This is a genomic window from Ignatzschineria rhizosphaerae (assembly GCF_022655595.1).
GTDB lineage: Bacteria > Pseudomonadota > Gammaproteobacteria > Cardiobacteriales > Wohlfahrtiimonadaceae > Ignatzschineria > Ignatzschineria rhizosphaerae.
On sequence record NZ_CP093379.1, the window covers coordinates 2,342,806 to 2,362,754 of the forward strand.

Below are 19,949 nucleotides of genomic sequence, written 5' to 3' on the forward strand. Positions count from 1 at the left end.
ATTCCAAATGTTCAATAGACCCTAAACAACTTGTCGATTTCTAACAAATAACTATATCAGTGGCGCTGTTAATTTTCAGTGTAAACATTACCATTTATTTGTAAATAATCCCTTTTTTTGGAAAATTTTTAAGGGATGCTGATCTTTATTCTTTTTTTAACCGTTGATATTGCTGGTGTTTTTAGATATTTGTTTTTGTGAGTAATTATTGATGATTGATATTGTTTATTATTTATAGATAATATTTCTACTGTTAATTGATTGTGTTTATTTTTTTTAAAGAAATCATATTAAATTAATAGTTAAAATTTAATTAATTATTTAATAGGAAGTATAAATTATGAAAAAAATTGTATTAGCACTTGCTGCAACTACATTATTCTCAAGCGCATTTGCACAAACTTTTGAAAATTCATCAAGTGGTGAAATTACTTTTTCTGGTGAAGTGACTACTGCAGCATGTTCAATGACTAGTGAAAATGTACCACTTTATTCTTATACTGTAAGAGATCTCGCTGGTGCAACAGCTACAGGTGAATGGGGTCAAGGATCTATTCGCTTTATCAACTGTGATTTAGGAACTGGCAATGATGCGATTTCATCTGTTGATGTATCTTTTGCTAAATCAACTGGTGTTGGCACGAATAACAGATTCTGGAGCAATCAAGGTACAGCAACTAACGTAGGTGTTGAAATTCAAGTTGCAGGCGCTCCATTACTTCCAGCAACAGCAGATGCGCCTATTAACGTAGCACTTCAAGCGACAGGTAGCACATTACTAGTTCAAGGTCGTACAGTTAAGTTGAGTGCTGATGACGCAACTCCAGGTACTGTAAAACAAGCTTTAAGATTTAATGCTGTTTATAAATAAGTAGTAAACAATTTAGGTAATGTGAAAGTGCGCCCCTATTTGTTTTAGGGGACACTTTTTGTATTGCTTTTTTTCCTTGAAAAGAGATTCTCTTATGTCAACTAACAAATTATTTAAAAAAATATTTCTGTCATCTCTGTTATTGAATATGTTTGGAGCTGTAGCCTATTCTGAACCTGAAATGATCGAGTTTGATAATAATATTTTAGAGAGCTTAGGATTTGATAATGTTGACTTGAGTGCATTTTCCAAAAGTAGTAATCAAGGAATTGTGGGAGAGTATGTTGTTGATCTTCAACTTAATAGCGAAATGATTTCAAGAGGATATCCCGTACTTTTTTATTCCAATGATGATGATGATGATGTCGGTGTTTGTTTTACAGATGCTTTGATTCAAAAACTTGCTTTAAGAAAAGAGTATTTACCAAAAACCTCTCAAAATGAAGTGGTCATAGAGGTAGATGGACAAGAATGTAGACCGTTTCAAGCAGTTGATCAGTCAATACATGCTGAGTTTAATCCTAGAAACCAAAGATTAAATTTGATAATACCTCAAAAATATTTAGGCCCTATAGATCCTGATTGGGTAACCCCAGCAGAAAGAGATTACGGCGTTGCAGGCGTTGTTTTGGATTATAATCTTTTCTGGAGTCACTTTAGAAGTAATTATAGTGGATTTGGTCGAGTGAGTGATACATCTTTGCGAAGTAATGGTACAGCAGGGTTTAATATAGGTCGTTTTCGTTTTAGGTCGGATTATCAATATAATTCATCTCAAAAATATGGTAATAAATTAGATTGGACTCAAACTTATGCTTTTACTGATATACCATCTTTAAACTCCAAGCTTTATATGGGGGAACTCTCTTTAAGAAGTAATATTTTTGATAATGTGAGAATTAAGGGGATATCTCTATATAGTGATGAAAATATGATGCCTGCCTATTTAAAAGGATACGCCCCTCAAGTTACAGGAACAGCCCAAACTGATGCTATAGTAACAATTAGGCAGTATGGTAGGGTTGTTAGGATGCTTCAAGTTCCTCCTGGCCCCTTCGTTATAAGTGATCTTCCTTCTTATGTAAATGGTTTAATAAATGTAGAGATTGAGGAAAGTAACGGAGAAGTTCAAACGTACGATTTCGAAGTGGCTAGTGTTCCCTTTTTGACTCGTAAGGGGGGGATGCGTTATTCATTAAATGCAGGTAAGTTAGATCCATATCGTAAAGTAGAAGGATTAGATGCTAAAGTCATTTCGGGTGATATCTCATATGGGATTACTAATTACCTTTCTATTTATAGTGGTGGGCAAGCTCTTACTAATGGTGAATATCTAGCTCTAAATTTAGGGCTAGGGGTGAACATGGGGCAGTTTGGTGCTATTTCTCTAGATTATACACGGGCTAAGAATAAAGCTATAAAAACAGAAGAAGGTGCAAATTATAGAGGTAATAGTTTTCGAGTTAACTATGCAAAACGATTCGACGATAATATAGCACTGAATATTGCAGCTTATCGATTTTCAAGTCGTCAATTTACCACTTTAAATAATTATATCACATATAAGGATGCTGGATTTAGAGATACTCTTATAGAAAAAAACCGTCTTTCTGTGAGTCTTTCTTATTCAATTCCTGAGTGGAACATGGGTATATCAGGCACTTTATCAAAGTCTAGCTATTGGAATCGTCAAGGTGATAGTGCTTATAATATTACCGTTAATAGAACTATTAGAGATGGTAGTTTTTACGGAACAATGCTGAGTCTTAGTCTCTCTCAAACTAAAAATAATTTAAATACAAGATCTAATCAAATTGGTTTTTATGTAACTATGCCCTTAGATGATCTAATTTCTAGTAGGGGAACGGCGACATATTCTGCAAACTATGATTCATATGCTAAAGATGTTACTCAGAGCGTAAGATATAGTGGCTACAATAGAGTTGGAGATAACTATGCATTAGGTATTAATGCAAGGAATAAGCGTGATTTTAGTGGAAGTATTGATTACACAGTTTCGGGCTCATATAGTAAGGAAACAGGTTATGGGCAATTGTATTTGTCGGGAGATTATACCAAAGACAGACAAAGCCTAAGAGCATCATTCGATGGGTCTTTAACGTTAACACAACATGGTATAGCAACTCATAAACGAGTATATGGCGATGAGAGTCGTTTAATACTAGATGCAGGTGTACCAGGAGTTTCTCTTGAAGGGCGAGATAAAGAGAAAAGTAATATCTTCGGTTTAATGGGGGTTTCTAATCTTACAAGTTACTATCATGGGACCTACCGTGTTGATAATGATAGATTGCCAGATGATGTTGAAATTCAAAATGGTGTTGTTAATGTTGCAGTAGCGACAGGTACAATAGCATATCGCCCATTAGGAGGAGTGACTGGTGATAAAGCTATAGCAGTTATTACTTTATCTGATGGTAGTTACCCTCCTTTTGGCGCCGTAGTTTTAAAAGAAGGTGAGGATAATCCTCTTTCGATTGTATCAGAGGATGGGTTGACTTATTTGGTCGGAATTAATAAAAGAGATCTGTATTTTGTCAAATGGGGCGATTTTTCTTGTGAATTGAATTTGAAGTCTTTAAACTCGAAAGATATTAATAATTTATTATGTAATTAGGATAAACATGAAAAAAATTGTTTTATTGTTAGTAAGTACTATTTTATTTTCGAAATTTTCTTTAGCTCAGATCGGCTTTGATAGATCAAGAATAATTTTTGATGCGTCTACTAGAAGTTCTCAATCATTAGTTCTTAGAAATGAAGATTCAGTTTCCCCCTTTTTAGCTCAAGCATGGATTGAAGATGAGAGGGGGCAAAAAATTGTCTCACCGTTAGCCGCTTTGCCTGTATTACAAAGATTAGATCCTCAGGAAGAAAAAATGCTTCGAATTAGTCCGATTGGATCAGATGCTAATTTAGCATCTGATAGAGAGACTATGTATTTTCTTAATGTTGTTGGAGTTCCACCTAAATCTCCAGATAATCTTAATGAAGTAAGTATGGTTATTCAATCTAAACTTAAATTGTTTTACAGACCAGCAGGATTACCAAAATATAAAGAGAATCAATGGTTTATAGATATTGTTGTTAAAAAGACGGGAACTAATACTATTGTCTTAGAAAATCCATCACCATTTTATAGTGTGATTTATGGTTTTGTAGATGCAAGGGGTAAGACGGTAGAAAAAGATATAAATTTAAAACCTTTTGGGACTAGTGAGGTTAGATCCTTTAATGCCGGTAATAGCTTTTCAATGTTACTAATTGATGATTATGGCGCATCTATTAAAATGAATTATAGTTGTAATTCATCCAATATCTGCTATGGCGAATATGCAGATGAGCTTAGAAGAGCTAGAGTTAAAAAATAAATATTAGGGCTGAAGAGGTGTTGTGTTGTGTTAAAGCTAAAACGTTACTTATTGGTTATATTTTATGGAATTATGCTGTATGCTTTAGGATCAGTTGCTAATGCAATATGCGTGCCAACCGGATATATTGTTGGTGATACTAATAATTCATATAGGTCAGTCTTTGATTTAAATCAGGGAAAGGGGCTAGATGGAAATACCCTATTTTTTAATGTTCATTGTACTGGTTCCGGAACTATAGGTCCAATTTTACCACCTGCAGGTGACCGAGGGAATTTTATAAATGAAGTAAGAGCTTTAATGGCAGACACTAATCCTACTTCAGGTCCCAACGATACTACTCATAATCGACTCTGGGTTCTGATTAGTACTATGACTATTGGTACTGCTACAAGCCCTGATCTATGTCCTCGTACTACTTTTGCGCCAGGTAGTGAACTGGTCAGTTCATTATCGATATACTTCTCAGGAGCAAATTCTGTTGGTTATTCTGTAGGAACTGGTAGGACACCTTATTATACTTATTCTAATAATCAATGCCTAACAATAGGCGTTAACCATCAAAGCGATTTTATAGGAACTCGAAATTCTGCAATTGTACTTGATCCTAATGTATCGTATTATCAGCTGTTTGATCTATCTGGTACTATAGTAACTTATGCAGTAAGATATCGTACTGACCCAGATTTACCAGATCCTCAGGCTTGTATGCCTAACTATCAATATTTAGTATCGCCTAAAAGATTTGATTTTGGTAAAGTTGATCAAACCGTTTTTAATAATGGCGGGGAGAGAGTGTCATCAGATATTGAATTTACTATTAGAAGAGCTCGTCAAAATGTTGGCACTTGTGATCAAGAAATATTGGTACCAAAGTTAACATTAACTGTAGAATCAGGCCCAACGGGATATTCTGTTGCTGGAAATAGAGTATATCTTAATAATGGAACTTCATTGGGTATATATAGGGTGGCCCCAGGAACACAAACAGAAATTCCTTTTAGTAGTGGTGAAGTTGTCGATTTTGGTGCTTTAGGAGGGCCTTCATCAATCTTAGAGTCTACACAATTTGTCAGAGTAAAGTGGAGAGGAAATCCTGGAGAAAGGGCAGTGGTTGGTAGCCCGTGGTCTGTAGTAATGCGATATTTAATTGATATTAGATAAATGGAAATATTATAAATTTAAATTATTTTATGCTTGGGTGTTAAAGTAATTATCTAAAACCTCATAAGTGTTAACTTATGAGGTTTTATTATATATTAATAATTAAGTCATCGTTTTATAGTGTCGTAAAATTATAATCTTCCCTAAAAATAATTAGCCGGAGATATCTCTAGTTATTAACTGTGCGCTTAACCGTAAGTGTACGGTTTGAGGTTCAAACTTTTAGAGGTCTTTTGACTCAATCGGTGCCGTTTGAATCTTCATTTTATGCTTCTAATGATGCAACCTTAGGAGTCGGAGGAACTTTAGGAATGTTCCCAGTATGGGATGCGCTAATAATGCATATACTGCCCGTATTGCTGTTAGCGTTGTATGTCCCGAAGTTAAAATCTATGTAGCAGGAGTTAGTGTGGTATATGACAATACTAATTGGTTGAGTTTTCAGCATAACAAGAACACCGCTGTCGACAGCAACGGCAAGATCAAAGCAGCAAGTCCAATCATTAAACTCTTCACTAATATAGTAAAATCGGTTCAAGAAAACCCAAATAATCTAGGAAATTATGGCTTACGAAATTTCATTTAGAAAATGCATCTTAAATACTCTTGATGAGGGTAAAAGTATTACTGAAACGGCTCGTTTGTTTAATATCTCAACTTCGAGTATTAAGAAATGGCGGAAAAAAATGGCTGAGGGATCTTTAGAGGATCCTGTTCGCTGATGTAACTTTAAAAAGATTGATCCGATTCAACTCAAAGCCTATATTTTGGAACATCCTGATGCTTATCTTTCTGAAATTACTGAAGTTTTTCAATGTGCGACATCTTCTGTTCATGAAGCGCTTACTAAACTTGGCTTTAAGCATAAAAAGAAAAGTACAATTTATCGGGAACAGGATTAAAAAAAGTTAAAGCATTTTTAGAAATTATCACCAATCTTCCTCAAGAAAAAATCGTTTATTTAGATGAAACGGGCTTTGATCAATGCCTTTATCGCACGCATGGGGGAGCTTTAAAAGGCGATATAATCAAAGGTTTTGTAAGCGGCAAACGATTTCGTAGGACAAGTTTAGTAGCAGGTTTAATTCATCGAAAAATATTAATTTCCCCATTTCAATATGAGGGCACTATGGATAGTGTGCTGTTTGAATATTGTTTTACAAATCACTTAGTACCAGAGCTACCTCAAAATAGCATTATTTGTTAGAAATCGGCGGGTTGTTTACACTTCAGTGTTAAAATAATTTTCTAAAACTTCATAAGGCGTTAAACCATTAATACCCTTATGAGGTTACTGTGTTGTAATAGTTCAAAAATCGTTTTAGCTTCTTTTTCCGATCATCTGAACTGATAAACTCCTCCTGATTATGCCACATTTCCATGAGTGTTCGAATGACTCTTTCTGCTTTTCCATTCGTTTGAGGGCAAGCTGGCTTTGTAAACTTTTGATTAATCTTATGTGTTAGACACATTTCGACAAAGGCATGTTCTGATGTACCTTTATACTCACGCCCATTATCCGAATAGGTGCTTTCTACAGTATAGGGATACTGTTCTAACAGATCCCATCGAAGAAATTCAGCAGCACTAAACTGTGATTTATCAGGATAAATACCGGCATAAAGTTCTCTTGAAAAATCATCAATTCCTACAAATAAATACTCTCTAGTGCGATTTTTAAGATCCCCTTTTAAAAGAGGGAGCCGTTTAGTATCCACATGGACCATCTCGCCAGGATAGTTTTTGTTATAACGTTTAGCCCTCTTTTTAAGTTTCTCTTCAATAGATTTTTCAATCTTTGCAAGACGTTTAATGCCATACTTAATTGTTCTATAACGTTCATTTTTACTAGCTAATGGCACAAACAAGTTCAATCTACCTTGTTTTAGTACTTTATAGATCGTAGGTCTGCTTACCATAAAACGCTCAGCTAGATAGGTTACGGTAAATTTTTCTTGATGATGTAATCGCCAAATCTCTTCTCGATGAAACGGCGTTAATTTTGTTTTTCGATGGATATTCATAACAGTATTTTCTCCTAATACTGTAAACAACGCGATAAAATCCTACATCATCCGCTCTATATTTTCAGAAATAGTTCATTATATCTTCTATGAGAATATCCTATGGGAACCTTAACTTTAGATCAACTCTCCCTCAATGATACCGCCCTTATCACCAAGCTTAATACCTCAAACTTAAGCTATCGTAATAAGTTATTAGCCATGGGAATTACGCCAGGATGCAAAGTCACCATTGTTCGTAAAGCCCCACTTGGTGACCCTATTCAAATTACTATTCGTGGTTTTCAGCTCTGCTTACGCAAAGCCGAGGCTTCCGGTATTCAAGTAGCCCTTGAGGATTAATCCCATGACAACAAAAACTATCGCTCTACTGGGGAATCCCAACTGTGGTAAAACAACACTTTTTAACGCACTAACAGGTAGCAATCAAAAGGTTGCAAACTGGCCTGGCGTCACTGTTGATAAGAAAACGGGAAAATTCACAATTGAAAATCAAGAGATTAATGTTGTAGATCTTCCTGGAACATATTCCTTTGAAAATAGTTTTAGCAATACCTCTCAAGATGAACTAATTGTACGTCATTATCATTAATGTCATTGATGCCTCAAATCTGCAACGAAGCCTCTATCTCACCTTCCAATTATTAGATCTTAAACGCCCCATGATCATTGTTCTTAATATGATGGATGTGGCAAAAATGGAGGGTTATGAAATCTATACAGCACTTTTGCAAGAAAAGCTCCATTGCCCGGTCGTTGCTGTTAGCGCTAGTCGCAAAGAGGGAATTTTAGAGCTTAAAAAGGTGATCTCTGCATACGATTCAAACCTTTACCTCAATCACCTCCCCTACAATACCTTAAACCCTACGATTACCGGTATTATTGATCATGAACTAAGGGCTTTAGCCAATCATAGTCCCTTCAATCAGATGACTCAATGGGAGCTTTTAGAGACTATTAAAAATGATGCTAACGCTCTTCAGATCACTGATTTTTCGGCAGCTGACAAAGCTTCCCTACAAACCATGCGTAATAAAATCAGCGCATTCTCGGAAGGTGAGTTCGACATTGCTTTAGCAAGCTCTCAACTGACCCACAAAATTGATAAATGGGCACTGGGTAGAATTACCGGCATTCCCCTTTTTTTACTCGTGATACTCCTCATGTTTGCTATCTCCATCAATATTGGTTCGGCATTTATTGATTTTTTGAGATCCTCTTTGCTACCATTTTTGTCGATGGTTTAGCGTAGCTTTTAGCAAGTATTCATACCCCGAATAGCTCATCGCCTTCCTCGCAAACAGAATCGGTGAAGGGATTAAAATCGTAGCCTCCTTTATCCCTGTTTTAGCAATAATGTTTTTCTTTCTTTCGCTCTTAGAAGATTCTGGCTATATGGCGCGCGCGACTATGGTGGTCGATCGAGGAATGCGCGCGATTGGCTTGCCGGGAAAAGCCTTTGTTCCGATGCTAGTTGGTTTTGGCTGTAATATTCCCACCATTATGGGAACGCGCACCTTAGAAAATCACAGAGATCGTTTAATGTCGATCATGATGATTCCCTTCATGTCTTGTGGCGCAAGATTACCTGTTTATGCGCTATTTGCGGCAATCTTTTTCCCCAATAGCGTTGGATTTATCGTCTATTGCCTTTATCTTTTAGGTATTGTTGTTGCAATCTTAACCGGATTTGCCTTAAAATTCTCCATTTTAAAAGGTCCCAATACACCCTTTATCATGGAATTGCCGGCATATCATTTGCCGACTATTAAAGTAATTACTCTCGCTACTTGGGAGCGTTTAAAAAGTTTTATCGTACGAGCTGGAAAAGCGATTATCATCGTTGTTACCGTACTAGGAATCCTCTATAGTTGGGGGAATGATGGCTCCTTTGGCAATGCGGATACAGAAAAATCAATGCTCTCATCTATCGGTAAAACAATTACGCCGGCATTTGAGCCTATGGGAATTACTGAGCAAAACTGGCCGGCAACAGTGGGGATTTTTACCAGCATTTTTGCCAAAGAAGCCGTGATTGGCACCATGAATTCCCTCTACTCAGAAGGTAGAAGTGATGAGGATTTTGATTTTTGGGAAACGGTAAAAGAAGCCTTTGTCACCATTCCTGAAAATTTAGCCGAAATTCCTTCTCTTTTACTAGATCCTTTAGACATAAATGAACAAGTTGCCGATGGAGATTTAAGTGCCATTCAAGAAGCCCATGAAGTAGATGATGAAACCGTTACCAAAATTCAAGCTTACTTCACCTCAGAAGCAGCCGTTATTGCCTATCTTATCTTCATTTTACTCTATACGCCATGTGTTGCGGCACTAGGGGCTGTTTATCGAGAAGCTGGATTAAAATGGACAATTTTAGTTGCCACTTGGACCTTTATTATCGGCTGGATTTTAGCAACGGGTTATTATCAATTCCATTTACTCCTAAGCGGTTCTTCTAGCGCTACTATCTGGCTCGTGAGTTTAGCGATCGCGCTATTGGCTCTATTTATGCTATTAAGATGGATGGGAAAAGTAGAAATCTTCGCCGAAAGCCAAACAATCATTGCCTCTAGTCATGTGAAAAAATCTCCTAATAAGTGCAGTCATTAAGATGATACTTCTTAACATTCGAGATTATATTCTCAAACAGCAGGAAATAACCTTAATAGAACTTGCTTCACACTTTCAAATTCCAGAATCTGCCATTAAAAAGATGGCAGATCATTGGCTACAAAAAAAGATCATCGACAAAATTATCCAACAATGCGACAGCATTGGCACTTCCATTTGTGGAAATTGCGCTACTTCTTGTGCATTAAAACTAGAAGAAAAGGCATCACAAAAGCCTGTTATTCTCTATCGAGTTTGCAATTAATCAGTTATAAACTCACTGATTCTATCTGACTCTTCATAATAGATTCATTGTCAGAAACCCAAATCGTAGGCACTTAAAGAGACTTCTTTCATCCTTTGCTCTCATCAATATAGACAATAAAAAATCCTGAATCAATCGAACGAGCTCAGGGTTTTATTCTATTACTGAATACCGAATAGATCTTACTAGTAATGATGCTTAGATCTTCTCTTTTAAAATACGAAGGCTGTTCATAATAACGAGTAAGCTTGCGCCAACATCGGCAAATACAGCTGCCCACATACTCTCATAACCAAAAAGTATCGCAATAAAGAAGATGGCTTTAATTCCTAATGCCGCAATAATATTTTGTTTAATCAATCTCACTGTTTTACGTGAAACATCCACAAAAAATGGGAGCTTTGCTAAGTCATCATCCATGATGGCGACATTTGCAGTTTCAATAGAGACATCACTACCAATCGCGCCCATCGCAAAACCAACATCCGCTTGGGCTAGCGCCGGCGCATCGTTAATACCATCTCCAATCATTCCAATCGCCTGTTTCCCCACTTGATGACTAGCGAGAATCGTGAGTTTATCTTCCGGTAAAAGTGCACCATGAGCTTCTTCAATTCCGATCTCTTTCGCCACATGATTTACTGCTCCCACATGATCGCCAGAGAGAAGGATTGGTTGAATACCTTGCACTTTTAACTCATTGAGGGAAGCTTTTGCATTCTTTTTAATGGGGTCTGCCACTGTAAAGATCGCCCGCACCTTCCCTTGATAACCAAAGATCGTTAAACTTGCGCCCATCTTTTCAATACATTCAAGCTCAACCTCAACTAAACTCAAATCAATATTGTTAGTCTGCATCATTTTGCGGTTACCTAGCAGAAGAAGCTCAGCATCTACCCACCCTTTCGTCCCATGCCCAGCTACCGCAGCAAAATCATCGACATTGATAAAGGTAACATCACTCCCAGCGACAATCGCTTTTGAGATCGGGTGATCTGAACGTGAAGCAAGGCTTAGCGCTAAACGCTCCAATAATTCGTCAGCTATCTCAAGTTTCTCGCCCTCTTCTGAGAAATAGAGTACTTCGCTTAAAACGGGTTTGCCGATTGTTAAAGTCCCGGTTTTATCAAATGAGATATGCGTTAAATGCGCTCCTTTTTCAATAAACTCGCCCCCTTTTACTAAAATACCATGACGCGCAAGCTGCGTTAAGGCACTTACTACCGCAACAGGCGTTGAGATTACTAAAGCACACGGACAAGCAATAATAAGAACAACAAGCGCTTTATAGATAGACTCAGACCACGTCAGATCAAACATTGGTGATATCACTGCGATCAAAATCGCCACCACAAAAACAATAGGCGTATAAATCGCTGCAAACTGATCAATAAAGCGTTGTACAGGCGCTTTTTTCACCTGCGCCTCTTCAATGGTACGAACAATTTTTGCTAATGTGGAGTTTTTAGAGGTCGAAGTTGCCCGATAATCCACTTCCCCTTGTTGATTTATACTCCCAGCATACACAGTCTCTTCCACAGACTTATCCACAGGCATGCTTTCACCAGTAATCGCTGATTCATCAAAGCTTGAAGATCCTCTAATAATCACGCCATCTAACGGCAAGCGCCCCCCTGGAATAACACGAATAATCTCCCCAAGAGCAACCTCATCAACAGCCTTTTCTATAAGACCATTATCTGCCACAACCGTTGCAAAATCAGGAGCAAGCTTTAATAGTTTTTCCACAGCATTTTGCGCTTTAGTTAAAGATTTCGCCTCAATGATCTCTGCTAAAGTGAAGAGGAAAATCACCATTGCCGCTTCTGGGAATACCCCTAATAATAGCGCCCCAGTCACCGCAACGCTCATCAGCGCATTGATATTAAGGGTCCGGTTTTTGATCGCAATCCAACCTTTCTTGTAAGTCGTTATCCCCACTAACGCAATCGTAATAAAGGCAAATAACGCACTCCATCCCATTCCCCAACCGGCGAACTCAAATACCTCAGAAATGGCAGCAGAAATTCCCGCTAAGATAAGTCTTGGCGTTTCATATTTCTCATAAAAGGACTGCTCAATCACAACCTCTTCACCATTTGTCACAAGAAATGGTGTCATATTGAGCTTTTTAATCTTCTCAACAATCGGTGTAATTTCCCCTTTGTGAATCACATACGCTTCACGCTTTAAATAATTAAAGTATAGTGCGTGGATTGAAGGCTCATTCACTAAGGCCTTTTCAATTAATACCGATTCCATCGGGCAATCCATCTCTTTTACATAAAGAATATCTTGTCTGTAACCCTTAGGAATTTCGCTATTTTCCGCATCATGATTCTCTTGCGGCGTAGCACAACAACTATCACCTTCATGTGAGTGTCCGCCGTGATCGTGATCGTGATCGTGATCGTGAAGAACCTTATCACTATCTTCATGCCCATCACAACTTGTCGCTGATGAGCAGCATTGATCGGTTCCATGATTATTTAAATCATGATTTTTTTTATCTTTATCGAGATCGAAAGTCATCCATTCTCTCCTTCTTTCAATGCCCATTATGGATTCTTAATTTCTTTACTATTTTTCGTTATTTCTTTGAAAATGATAAATACTCTCAATTAGATTTATGTTATGCTCATTAAACACCCTATAGTAGCTACAGGGTCAAGCTTTTAAATCGTTCGGAGATAAAATCATGGTCAACCATACTCAAAAAGCTGTAAATAACAGCATTTATAAGATTGGTGAGCTCGCATCTATTAGTAAAGTACCCGTAGAAACCATTCGTTATTATGAAAAAGAAGCCTTAATGGAAGCGCCTGAACGTGCGGAAAATAATTATCGAATCTATAAAGACCGCCACCTTAAACGCTTACTTTTAATTCGTAATTGCCGAGCATTTGATATGAGTTTAGAGGAAATTCGGCAAATTATTAGCGCAACAGAAGCTGAAGATACTAGCTGTATTCCCATTAATGAGATCATTCAAGATCACCTTTACCACATTGATAAGCGCATTCAAGAATTAACAACGCTAAAAAAAGAGCTTAGCAACATCCAAGCTCGTTGCGGGCAAAATCATCATGCGGACAACTGCTCTATTATTGATGAAATTCACCAATTAGAGCCTGAAGAGAAAAAACATACTCATCTCTCTTAATCCTCCATAAAAAATGCCGACGTTTCATCAACTGCCGGCATTATAAGAAGGATTCCCTTAAACCAATTTTGCGATATACACCGATACCTTCATGACCCCCTGGTTCAGGGTGTGACAGAACTTTGACAAATAGAGCAGATAGATTGAGCGATCTCCTGCGCATCACTTTGATCTTTCGCCCAATATAATCCTTCTCGTTTTTTCGGCGATAATCCAGCTTTTCCTAAAACCTCTTTAGTTTCATTATTAAGCCCTGATAACACAATTTGAATCTCTTTCTTCTCTAAACGATCAAGCATCGTTTTAAAAGCGATTAATCCAGTTAAATCAATCATCGGTACCTTATCAAGGTGAATGATCATTACCTCAATCTTCTGGTCTAAATAGGGCAATCGATCGAGCGATTCAATCGTTTTACGAGCAGGTCCAAAAAAGAAAGGCCCGCGAATCTCATAATGCAAAATTAAGGGAACATTTTCTTTTAACTCATCCGTCAATTCATCTTCAATACCTTGCGCTACGGGTTCCTCTTCTGAGGTATCTTCCATGAGAAACTCTGTTTCGGTAAAGGCTGACATTCGTGCCATAAAAAGAAAGCTCGATAACACCATTCCCACGGCAACTGCCACAACCATGTCAAATACAACCGTTAAAATTAGACATAAAAAGAGAACGGCAAGATCCTCTCTTGGTGCCATCTTCACAGTCTCTTTAAAATAAGAGACATCTGCCATACTCCAAGCAACCATTAAGAGCATCGCACCTAAACTTGCCATGGGGAGATACCCTAAATACTTAGCAAAAAAGAGTAATGTTAATAATACAAATATCGCATGAATCATGCCGGCAATAGGCGTATTTCCCCCTGCACGAATATTGGCAGCCGTCCTTGCTAATGCAGCTGTAGCGGCAAAGCCACCAAAACAAGGGGCAATAATATTCCCAACGCCTTGCCCTACTAATTCAGCGTTAGGATTATGTCTTGTATTTTTCATTCCATCTGCCACCACAGAGCAAAGTAGCGATTCAATTGCCCCTAATATCGCAATGACAAAGGCACTAGGAAGTAAATCCCTAAAGAGCTGAAAGGTTAAGATACTCTCACCATTTTCATCTATCCAGGGTAATTTAAATTCTGGTAAAAAATTAGGAATTCCTTGAAGAATCTCCCCTTTATATTCATAACTAAAAACGGATTGGATTGTTCTAAACTCTAATCCCGCATTAGCTAATAACACACCAACTAGTGCGCTTAGCCCTAAGACAATAAGATGAGGAGGCATTTTACTAAAGACTTTTGGTAAAAAGACTAATCCCAATAACGTAAAAAGTGCTAATCCTAAATCCCCCCAAGAAAGCTGAGGAACCATCTGGAAAATGGCAGAAATCCGCTCAATAAAACCATCTGTTTGTATCAGGTCATTAATTCCTAAAAGATCCGGAATCTGCGTCATGGCAATCACAATCGCAATCCCTGTACTAAATCCTGCTGTGACAGGATAAGGGACATAATGGATCATCTTCCCGATTCTTAAGATACCCATTAGGAGTAAAATAACACCCGCCATACTTGTGGCGAGAATTAATCCCGTTAATCCATATTGGCTAGTGATAGGCTGTAATATCACAATAAAAGCAGCTGTAGGCCCTGAGATATTAAACCGAGCACCGCCGCACATTGCGATAAAGAATCCTGCAACAATTGAGGTATATAATCCATATTGTGGAGCAACACCGGTATTAATCGCAAGTGCCATTGATAATGGCACTGCAATCATCCCGACCGTTAATCCCCCCATCCAATCTTGCTGCAATTTAGAGAGATTGTATCCTTGCAACATTTGAATAAAGGGGATATTCCACACCCATTTCCAATTTTTCATCCGCACCTCAACTATTGTATATGTATCGGTAATGACAAGCTCTTATGCAAAAGCTTCTCTTGATGACTTTTCTAGCTCACGTCTTTAGGAATATCATCACAAAAATTACTATCAATAAAATTGGAGACATAATCGTGAGCCTTTTTCTACTATACTCTTTTTTCTATTACATGATTGTTATGCTTGATAAATAGACTATTACACTGATTTACTATTCATTCAAGAGAAAATGGCGTTTTATCTTTTAAAATTTGATAAAAAAAGATCATTCGGAGAACTCTCTGAGATTACCCGTAAAAGAAGTTAAAAAGAGATACTCATCCTAGATTAAATACCTATATATATTTCAAATTACTGCGGTAAAAATCAATAAAAAACATCTCTTAAGCGCCATTTATAGTACGCTAAACGGATCTTTTAAAAATCATAAGAAGAAATATATTAATTTTAAAATCGACCCTAAAATATCTCCGTATAATCCTTCCGATAAAGCATTTTTTAATAAACTAGATTATTAATAATAGCCCAACAGATAATGCCATCAATATTCAATTAATGACTCAATACCTAGTTTTTTCAAATCACGATAAGTTGCAATACCGGTCGCAATAAGCCCTTCTCGTTGTTGAAATTCATAAAGCGCCATTGCCGTATAACCATTGAAATAGCCCTTATCAATGAAGTCTTCGTTAAGATCATGATGCTTCTTCATTAATGCTTCTTGCAATAAACGTACCAAATATCCTGTTGACCCTTGCTGTAGATAGATCTCCTGATCTCCTGCCGCAATATCCGCTAAATCGCTGACATGGGTTAAAAGATAACGATACTCTTGCCCAACTTCTAAAGGAGATGGCATCGCCGATTGCCCAGATAAAATTCTAAAGATTTGATAATACCCGGTTGGCAAATTAGGCGGCGTATGATCCCCTTGAATGACCTGACATCCTGCCGAAGAAAAGCTAATTCCGGATGGCTTTGTTGTAGATTGTGCACTATGGATATGATCATTCACAACAGATAAGGTTGGTTTGCCATTTCTAAGTAGATATTGTGGATCTTGTTGGTAAAAACGCCATGCAAAAACAGGCTGTAATCGGCTTAAGCGAAAGGCTCCCTCTTCAAAAGGACGGTTATCAGGCTCATGAGCCCCGACAATATAACGATAAGCCCCCGTTCCTAAGAAGTTTGCAATTCTCTTTTCTGGTGCGTCAATCTGTTTTTCCTGCCAAAATTGATGCGGAATTGTCGATGCCGGAAACAATGCAATCTTATGCGTTGTTAAATTCCATAAGCCAACTAAGCAACGAAAATGCTCCCCATCAAGGCTATTTTCAACGATCTTTGCACTTGTTAGCCATTGACCATAATTCCCTTCTAATAATTTCCCCGCGCGAATACCAAAGATCACTATTGATCCCGTCAGCTGATAATGGCGACTTTCTACCAAACGAGCAAGCAGTGCACTACTTAAAGTAAAAGGCTCAAAAGAAACAGAAGAGGCATTAGAAGTATCACGCATGAAGGTATTCCTACAAAAATCGTTTTCAACAACAAAACAGCAAAATCATTACAAAATACTCTAACATATTCTGCATCAAACTACGATATTCCCATACTTTATAGCGATTTAAGAAGGAGATTAATAATGGACATTATAAGAAGTTTAACCACGAAACAAAGAATCTTTAGTAAACTAGTTCCTTAATGATTATTACTATTTCTAAAATAGGAAAGGCTCAACCTTAGATTCCTTACTATTTTCATCATTTTAGAGAGTATCCGCATGTTAAAAATTCAAAATATCCCCTACTACCTACAATTAATGCGTGTTGAGAAACCCATTGGTAGCTATCTCTTGATGTGGCCAACACTGTGGGGAATCTGGATCGCAAGCGAAGGAATGCCAAGCGCAAAAATATTAATTATTTTTATGTTAGGGGTATTTATTATGCGCTCAGCTGGCTGCGTCATTAATGACATTGCCGATCGAGATATCGATAAGTTTGTAGAGCGTACAAAAGATCGCCCCTTAACTTCTGGTAAAGTTACAACAAAAGAGGCCGTTTCTTTACTTATCCTGCTCGTTGTGATTGCCGGCATTTTAGCGCTTTTTCTCTCTTACAAAACCATATTACTCAGTATTCCTGCGCTCTTAATCGCCCTCTCATATCCTTTTATGAAGCGTATCCACTCATTACCACAAGCGCATCTTGGCGTGGCTTTTACTTTTGGAATTCCGATGGCATTTATGGAGATTCAAGGCTCTCTTCCTACTAGTGCCTATCTTCTCTTTTTTGCCAATATCTGCTGGACACTGATTTATGATACAGAATATGCAATGAGTGACCGAGAAGATGATAAGTCTATTAATATCAAATCTTCTGCCCTTCTTTTTGAATCCTGGCTAGGGGAAAAAGATTATTATATTATTATTGGGCTTCAAGTACTGATGATCACACTATTACTCATTATTACTCTTATTGAAAATTTAGCCCCTTATTTCTTATTCTCTCTACTCATTGTCATCAATCTGTTTTATTACCAAATTATACTAATCAAAGATCACGATAGAATGCGTTGTTTTAAGGCCTTTTTACATAATAACTGGGTGGGCTTTGTGCTCTTTTTAGGGTTGGTTTTAAACTACTTACCTTAAATGGCACAAAAAATTATTTGAAGCTTCTATATTCGGAGGTTCTATGGGAAATCGTTTATCAAAAATTGTCACTAAAACAGGAGATAGCGGTACAACCGGTATTGCCGGCAATATTCGTCTTGAAAAATATCATCCACGAATTGAAACAATTGGGTTAATTGACGAGCTCAATTCCTTAATAGGTATTGGGATTGCAGAGCTTCAAATAACATTAGCAAACACTCCCTCTCAAAATGGAAGTACCTTATCTGCGCTAATTTTAGAATGGTCAGAGATTCAACATGAGCTCTTCAACCTTGGCGGTGAGCTCTCAATGCCGAATAATGCCTTAGTAACTGAAAAAGCCGTTATCGCCCTTGAAGAACAGCTTATTGTCTACAATGAATTGTTATCGCCCCTTAAAGAGTTTATCCTTCCTAGCGGCTCGCCACTTGTTGCTAAAACTCACTATATTCGAGCCATTAGCAGAAAAGTAGAACGTGCGCTCTGGGCGCTTAATAGTCATGATCCTGTCAATGAATATTCTCTTAAATATTTAAATCGTCTCTCTGATTATTTCTTTATTACGGCAAGAATTCTTGCAAAAATAACAGATACGCCAGAGTTACTTTGGAATCATCATAAAAAATGACGCAAACTTACTGCATACTATTAACTATTAATGATGCAAGCCGGAAATGGGCTAAAACTCATTACTTTGAGTTTGATAACCCTAATTTTGGCAATAAAAAACGCGAAAGCTATCTGCTTAGTCGCGCACTCTTACTACATACTTTAAAAACATATTTTCAGATCTCTGAAATTCCTGAAATCAGCTATAGCCAACATCAAAAACCTGAATTTAAAGATCATTCTCTCTCGTTTAACCTTACTCATTCTAAATACTTTGTTGGGCTGATAATCTCAGATGAAACCAATACTCTTGGAATTGATATCGAATCCATAATCGCTCGCAAGAACCCTCTTGGGCTACTTCAAAGAACATTTTCAAATAATGAGATTTGTTGGATTTTAAATAGAGAAGATCATATCTCTACCATTAAACAATCAGAGCCACAACTAAGCCTACACAACCAAGAAATGGTTCGTTTTTTTCTTCTGTGGTCTGCTAAAGAAGCCTACTTAAAGGCAGACGGGCGAGGACTACAAGGTTTAAACTCCCTAAATTTAAACCCTCAGCAATCATCGATAAACGGTGATCTAACTAATGGTACTCTACTACTCACAACATTACAAACCTGTGATATAGATGATCCCCTTAGCTCGCTGGCCCTCTACCTGCCTAAAGATCTACTAACAACTTTCAACACCTTAGAACTCTCTATTACTCATAATCATCAAGCACTTTTTAAACCCTTATCAATATCATGGGCTTATCAACTACTTGAAGATAAAAAACCACCAAACTAACTGTGATTACTCCCTGCAAAGGTGATAGAGATATCGTATCAAAAATTATTGTAAAACTTTTATAGAAAATTACTTAGCAGATTCATCCGCTAATAAGAAATCATCCTTCTTAGCACCTGCTTCAACTTTCTCCTTCATCCATAAAGGCATTTTCCCACGACCACTCCAAAGTTGCTCTGGATTATCAGGATTACCATATTTCATTGGTACCTTACGACCCTTACGACCAACCTTATCTTTAAACACATCGTGGAAAGAAAGACCTGAATGATCAAGAAGCTTCTCAATTTCTTTACGAACTTGTTCTGCTTCAGCCGCGCGACGGCTTTCGATCTCTTGACTTAATTCCGTAATAAGATTTTCCATCTTATCGATTGTTAATCCATTTAAATTTAACTCTTTCATCACTTTTTGTCTCCATTCAATAAATGATTTTTAAATTAATAGCCACTAATTAATTAATGACTACTCCCTAGCACTTATATTATATACATTATAATAATAATTA

General features: G+C 37.3%; 16 protein-coding genes and 2 pseudogenes. 13 read left to right on the forward strand and 5 right to left on the reverse strand.

Annotated features, from left to right (window positions below; translation table 11 throughout):
* Positions 1 to 340: 340 nt before the first annotated feature.
* The 5 genes and pseudogenes from MMG00_RS10485 (at position 341) to MMG00_RS10505 (ending at position 6,329) form a co-directional block, all read left to right on the forward strand.
* Positions 341 to 871: a fimbrial protein gene (locus tag MMG00_RS10485; protein WP_242148085.1), complete on the forward strand. Its 531-nt coding sequence runs from the start codon at positions 341 to 343 to the stop codon at positions 869 to 871.
* Positions 872 to 965: 94 nt separating this feature from the next.
* A complete protein-coding gene (locus MMG00_RS10490) occupies positions 966 to 3,509 on the forward strand; it encodes a fimbria/pilus outer membrane usher protein (protein ID WP_242148087.1) in 2,544 nt (847 codons plus the stop codon).
* A 7-nt stretch (positions 3,510 to 3,516) separates the two neighbouring features.
* The gene (locus MMG00_RS10495) at positions 3,517 to 4,263 is read left to right on the forward strand and encodes a fimbrial biogenesis chaperone (RefSeq protein ID WP_242148089.1); all 747 of its coding nucleotides are present in this window, start codon (positions 3,517 to 3,519) and stop codon (positions 4,261 to 4,263) included.
* A gap of 27 nt (positions 4,264 to 4,290) precedes the next feature.
* The gene (locus MMG00_RS10500) at positions 4,291 to 5,427 is read left to right on the forward strand and encodes a hypothetical protein (protein ID WP_242148091.1); all 1,137 of its coding nucleotides are present in this window, start codon (positions 4,291 to 4,293) and stop codon (positions 5,425 to 5,427) included.
* Positions 5,428 to 5,990: 563 nt separating this feature from the next.
* Positions 5,991 to 6,329: pseudogene (locus MMG00_RS10505) on the forward strand (IS630 transposase-related protein).
* 381 nt (positions 6,330 to 6,710) lie between these two features.
* On the opposite strand, the gene MMG00_RS10510 reads toward MMG00_RS10505, so the two are convergent.
* Positions 6,711 to 7,481 carry an integrase core domain-containing protein gene (locus MMG00_RS10510; protein WP_242148093.1) on the reverse strand — a complete coding sequence of 257 codons (771 nt, stop codon included), beginning with the start codon at positions 7,479 to 7,481 and terminating at the stop codon, positions 6,711 to 6,713.
* A 72-nt stretch (positions 7,482 to 7,553) separates the two neighbouring features.
* Between MMG00_RS10510 and MMG00_RS10515 the strand changes: the two genes are divergently transcribed.
* The 4 genes and pseudogenes from MMG00_RS10515 (at position 7,554) to MMG00_RS10530 (ending at position 10,326) form a co-directional block, all read left to right on the forward strand.
* Entirely contained in the window at positions 7,554 to 7,793 is a 240-nt protein-coding gene (locus MMG00_RS10515; RefSeq protein ID WP_242148095.1) for a FeoA family protein, read from the forward strand.
* 4 nt (positions 7,794 to 7,797) lie between these two features.
* A pseudogene (locus MMG00_RS10520) lies at positions 7,798 to 8,698 on the forward strand (FeoB small GTPase domain-containing protein).
* A 91-nt stretch (positions 8,699 to 8,789) separates the two neighbouring features.
* The gene (feoB, locus tag MMG00_RS10525; RefSeq protein ID WP_242153455.1) at positions 8,790 to 10,061 is read left to right on the forward strand and encodes a ferrous iron transport protein B; all 1,272 of its coding nucleotides are present in this window, start codon (positions 8,790 to 8,792) and stop codon (positions 10,059 to 10,061) included.
* Between the two features lies 1 nt (position 10,062).
* The gene (locus MMG00_RS10530) at positions 10,063 to 10,326 is read left to right on the forward strand and encodes a FeoC-like transcriptional regulator (RefSeq protein WP_242148097.1); all 264 of its coding nucleotides are present in this window, start codon (positions 10,063 to 10,065) and stop codon (positions 10,324 to 10,326) included.
* 198 nt (positions 10,327 to 10,524) lie between these two features.
* On the opposite strand, the gene MMG00_RS10535 is transcribed toward MMG00_RS10530, so the two are convergent.
* Positions 10,525 to 12,858 (reverse strand): heavy metal translocating P-type ATPase, encoded by a 2,334-nt coding sequence (locus MMG00_RS10535; RefSeq protein ID WP_242148099.1) that lies wholly within the window; start codon positions 12,856 to 12,858, stop codon positions 10,525 to 10,527.
* Between the two features lie 166 nt (positions 12,859 to 13,024).
* Here MMG00_RS10535 and MMG00_RS10540 point away from each other — a divergent pair, with 166 nt between their 5' ends.
* Positions 13,025 to 13,489, forward strand: a complete 465-nt coding sequence (locus MMG00_RS10540) for a MerR family transcriptional regulator (RefSeq protein WP_242148101.1) — start codon at positions 13,025 to 13,027, stop codon at positions 13,487 to 13,489.
* Positions 13,490 to 13,593: 104 nt separating this feature from the next.
* Here MMG00_RS10540 and dauA read toward each other — a convergent pair whose 3' ends face one another.
* A complete protein-coding gene (gene dauA / locus MMG00_RS10545) occupies positions 13,594 to 15,372 on the reverse strand; it encodes a C4-dicarboxylic acid transporter DauA (protein ID WP_242148103.1) in 1,779 nt (592 codons plus the stop codon).
* A gap of 541 nt (positions 15,373 to 15,913) precedes the next feature.
* Positions 15,914 to 16,894: a peptidoglycan-binding domain-containing protein gene (locus MMG00_RS10550; RefSeq protein WP_242148105.1), complete on the reverse strand. Its 981-nt coding sequence runs from the start codon at positions 16,892 to 16,894 to the stop codon at positions 15,914 to 15,916.
* A gap of 264 nt (positions 16,895 to 17,158) precedes the next feature.
* Here MMG00_RS10550 and ubiA point away from each other — a divergent pair, with 264 nt between their 5' ends.
* The 3 genes from ubiA to MMG00_RS10565 are packed head-to-tail and all read left to right on the forward strand — an operon-like array spanning position 17,159 to position 19,441.
* Positions 17,159 to 18,031 (forward strand): 4-hydroxybenzoate octaprenyltransferase, encoded by an 873-nt coding sequence (ubiA, locus tag MMG00_RS10555; protein WP_242148107.1) that lies wholly within the window; start codon positions 17,159 to 17,161, stop codon positions 18,029 to 18,031.
* A 43-nt stretch (positions 18,032 to 18,074) separates the two neighbouring features.
* Positions 18,075 to 18,662 carry a cob(I)yrinic acid a,c-diamide adenosyltransferase gene (locus tag MMG00_RS10560; protein ID WP_242148108.1) on the forward strand — a complete coding sequence of 196 codons (588 nt, stop codon included), beginning with the start codon at positions 18,075 to 18,077 and terminating at the stop codon, positions 18,660 to 18,662.
* The gene (locus tag MMG00_RS10565) at positions 18,659 to 19,441 is read left to right on the forward strand and encodes a 4'-phosphopantetheinyl transferase family protein (RefSeq protein ID WP_242148110.1); all 783 of its coding nucleotides are present in this window, start codon (positions 18,659 to 18,661) and stop codon (positions 19,439 to 19,441) included. The genes MMG00_RS10560 and MMG00_RS10565 overlap by 4 nt, the downstream gene beginning before the upstream one ends.
* 69 nt (positions 19,442 to 19,510) lie before the next feature.
* Here MMG00_RS10565 and MMG00_RS10570 read toward each other — a convergent pair whose 3' ends face one another.
* Positions 19,511 to 19,846, reverse strand: coding sequence for an H-NS histone family protein (locus tag MMG00_RS10570; RefSeq protein WP_242148112.1), 336 nt, complete (start codon positions 19,844 to 19,846; stop codon positions 19,511 to 19,513).
* Positions 19,847 to 19,949: the final 103 nt, after the last annotated feature.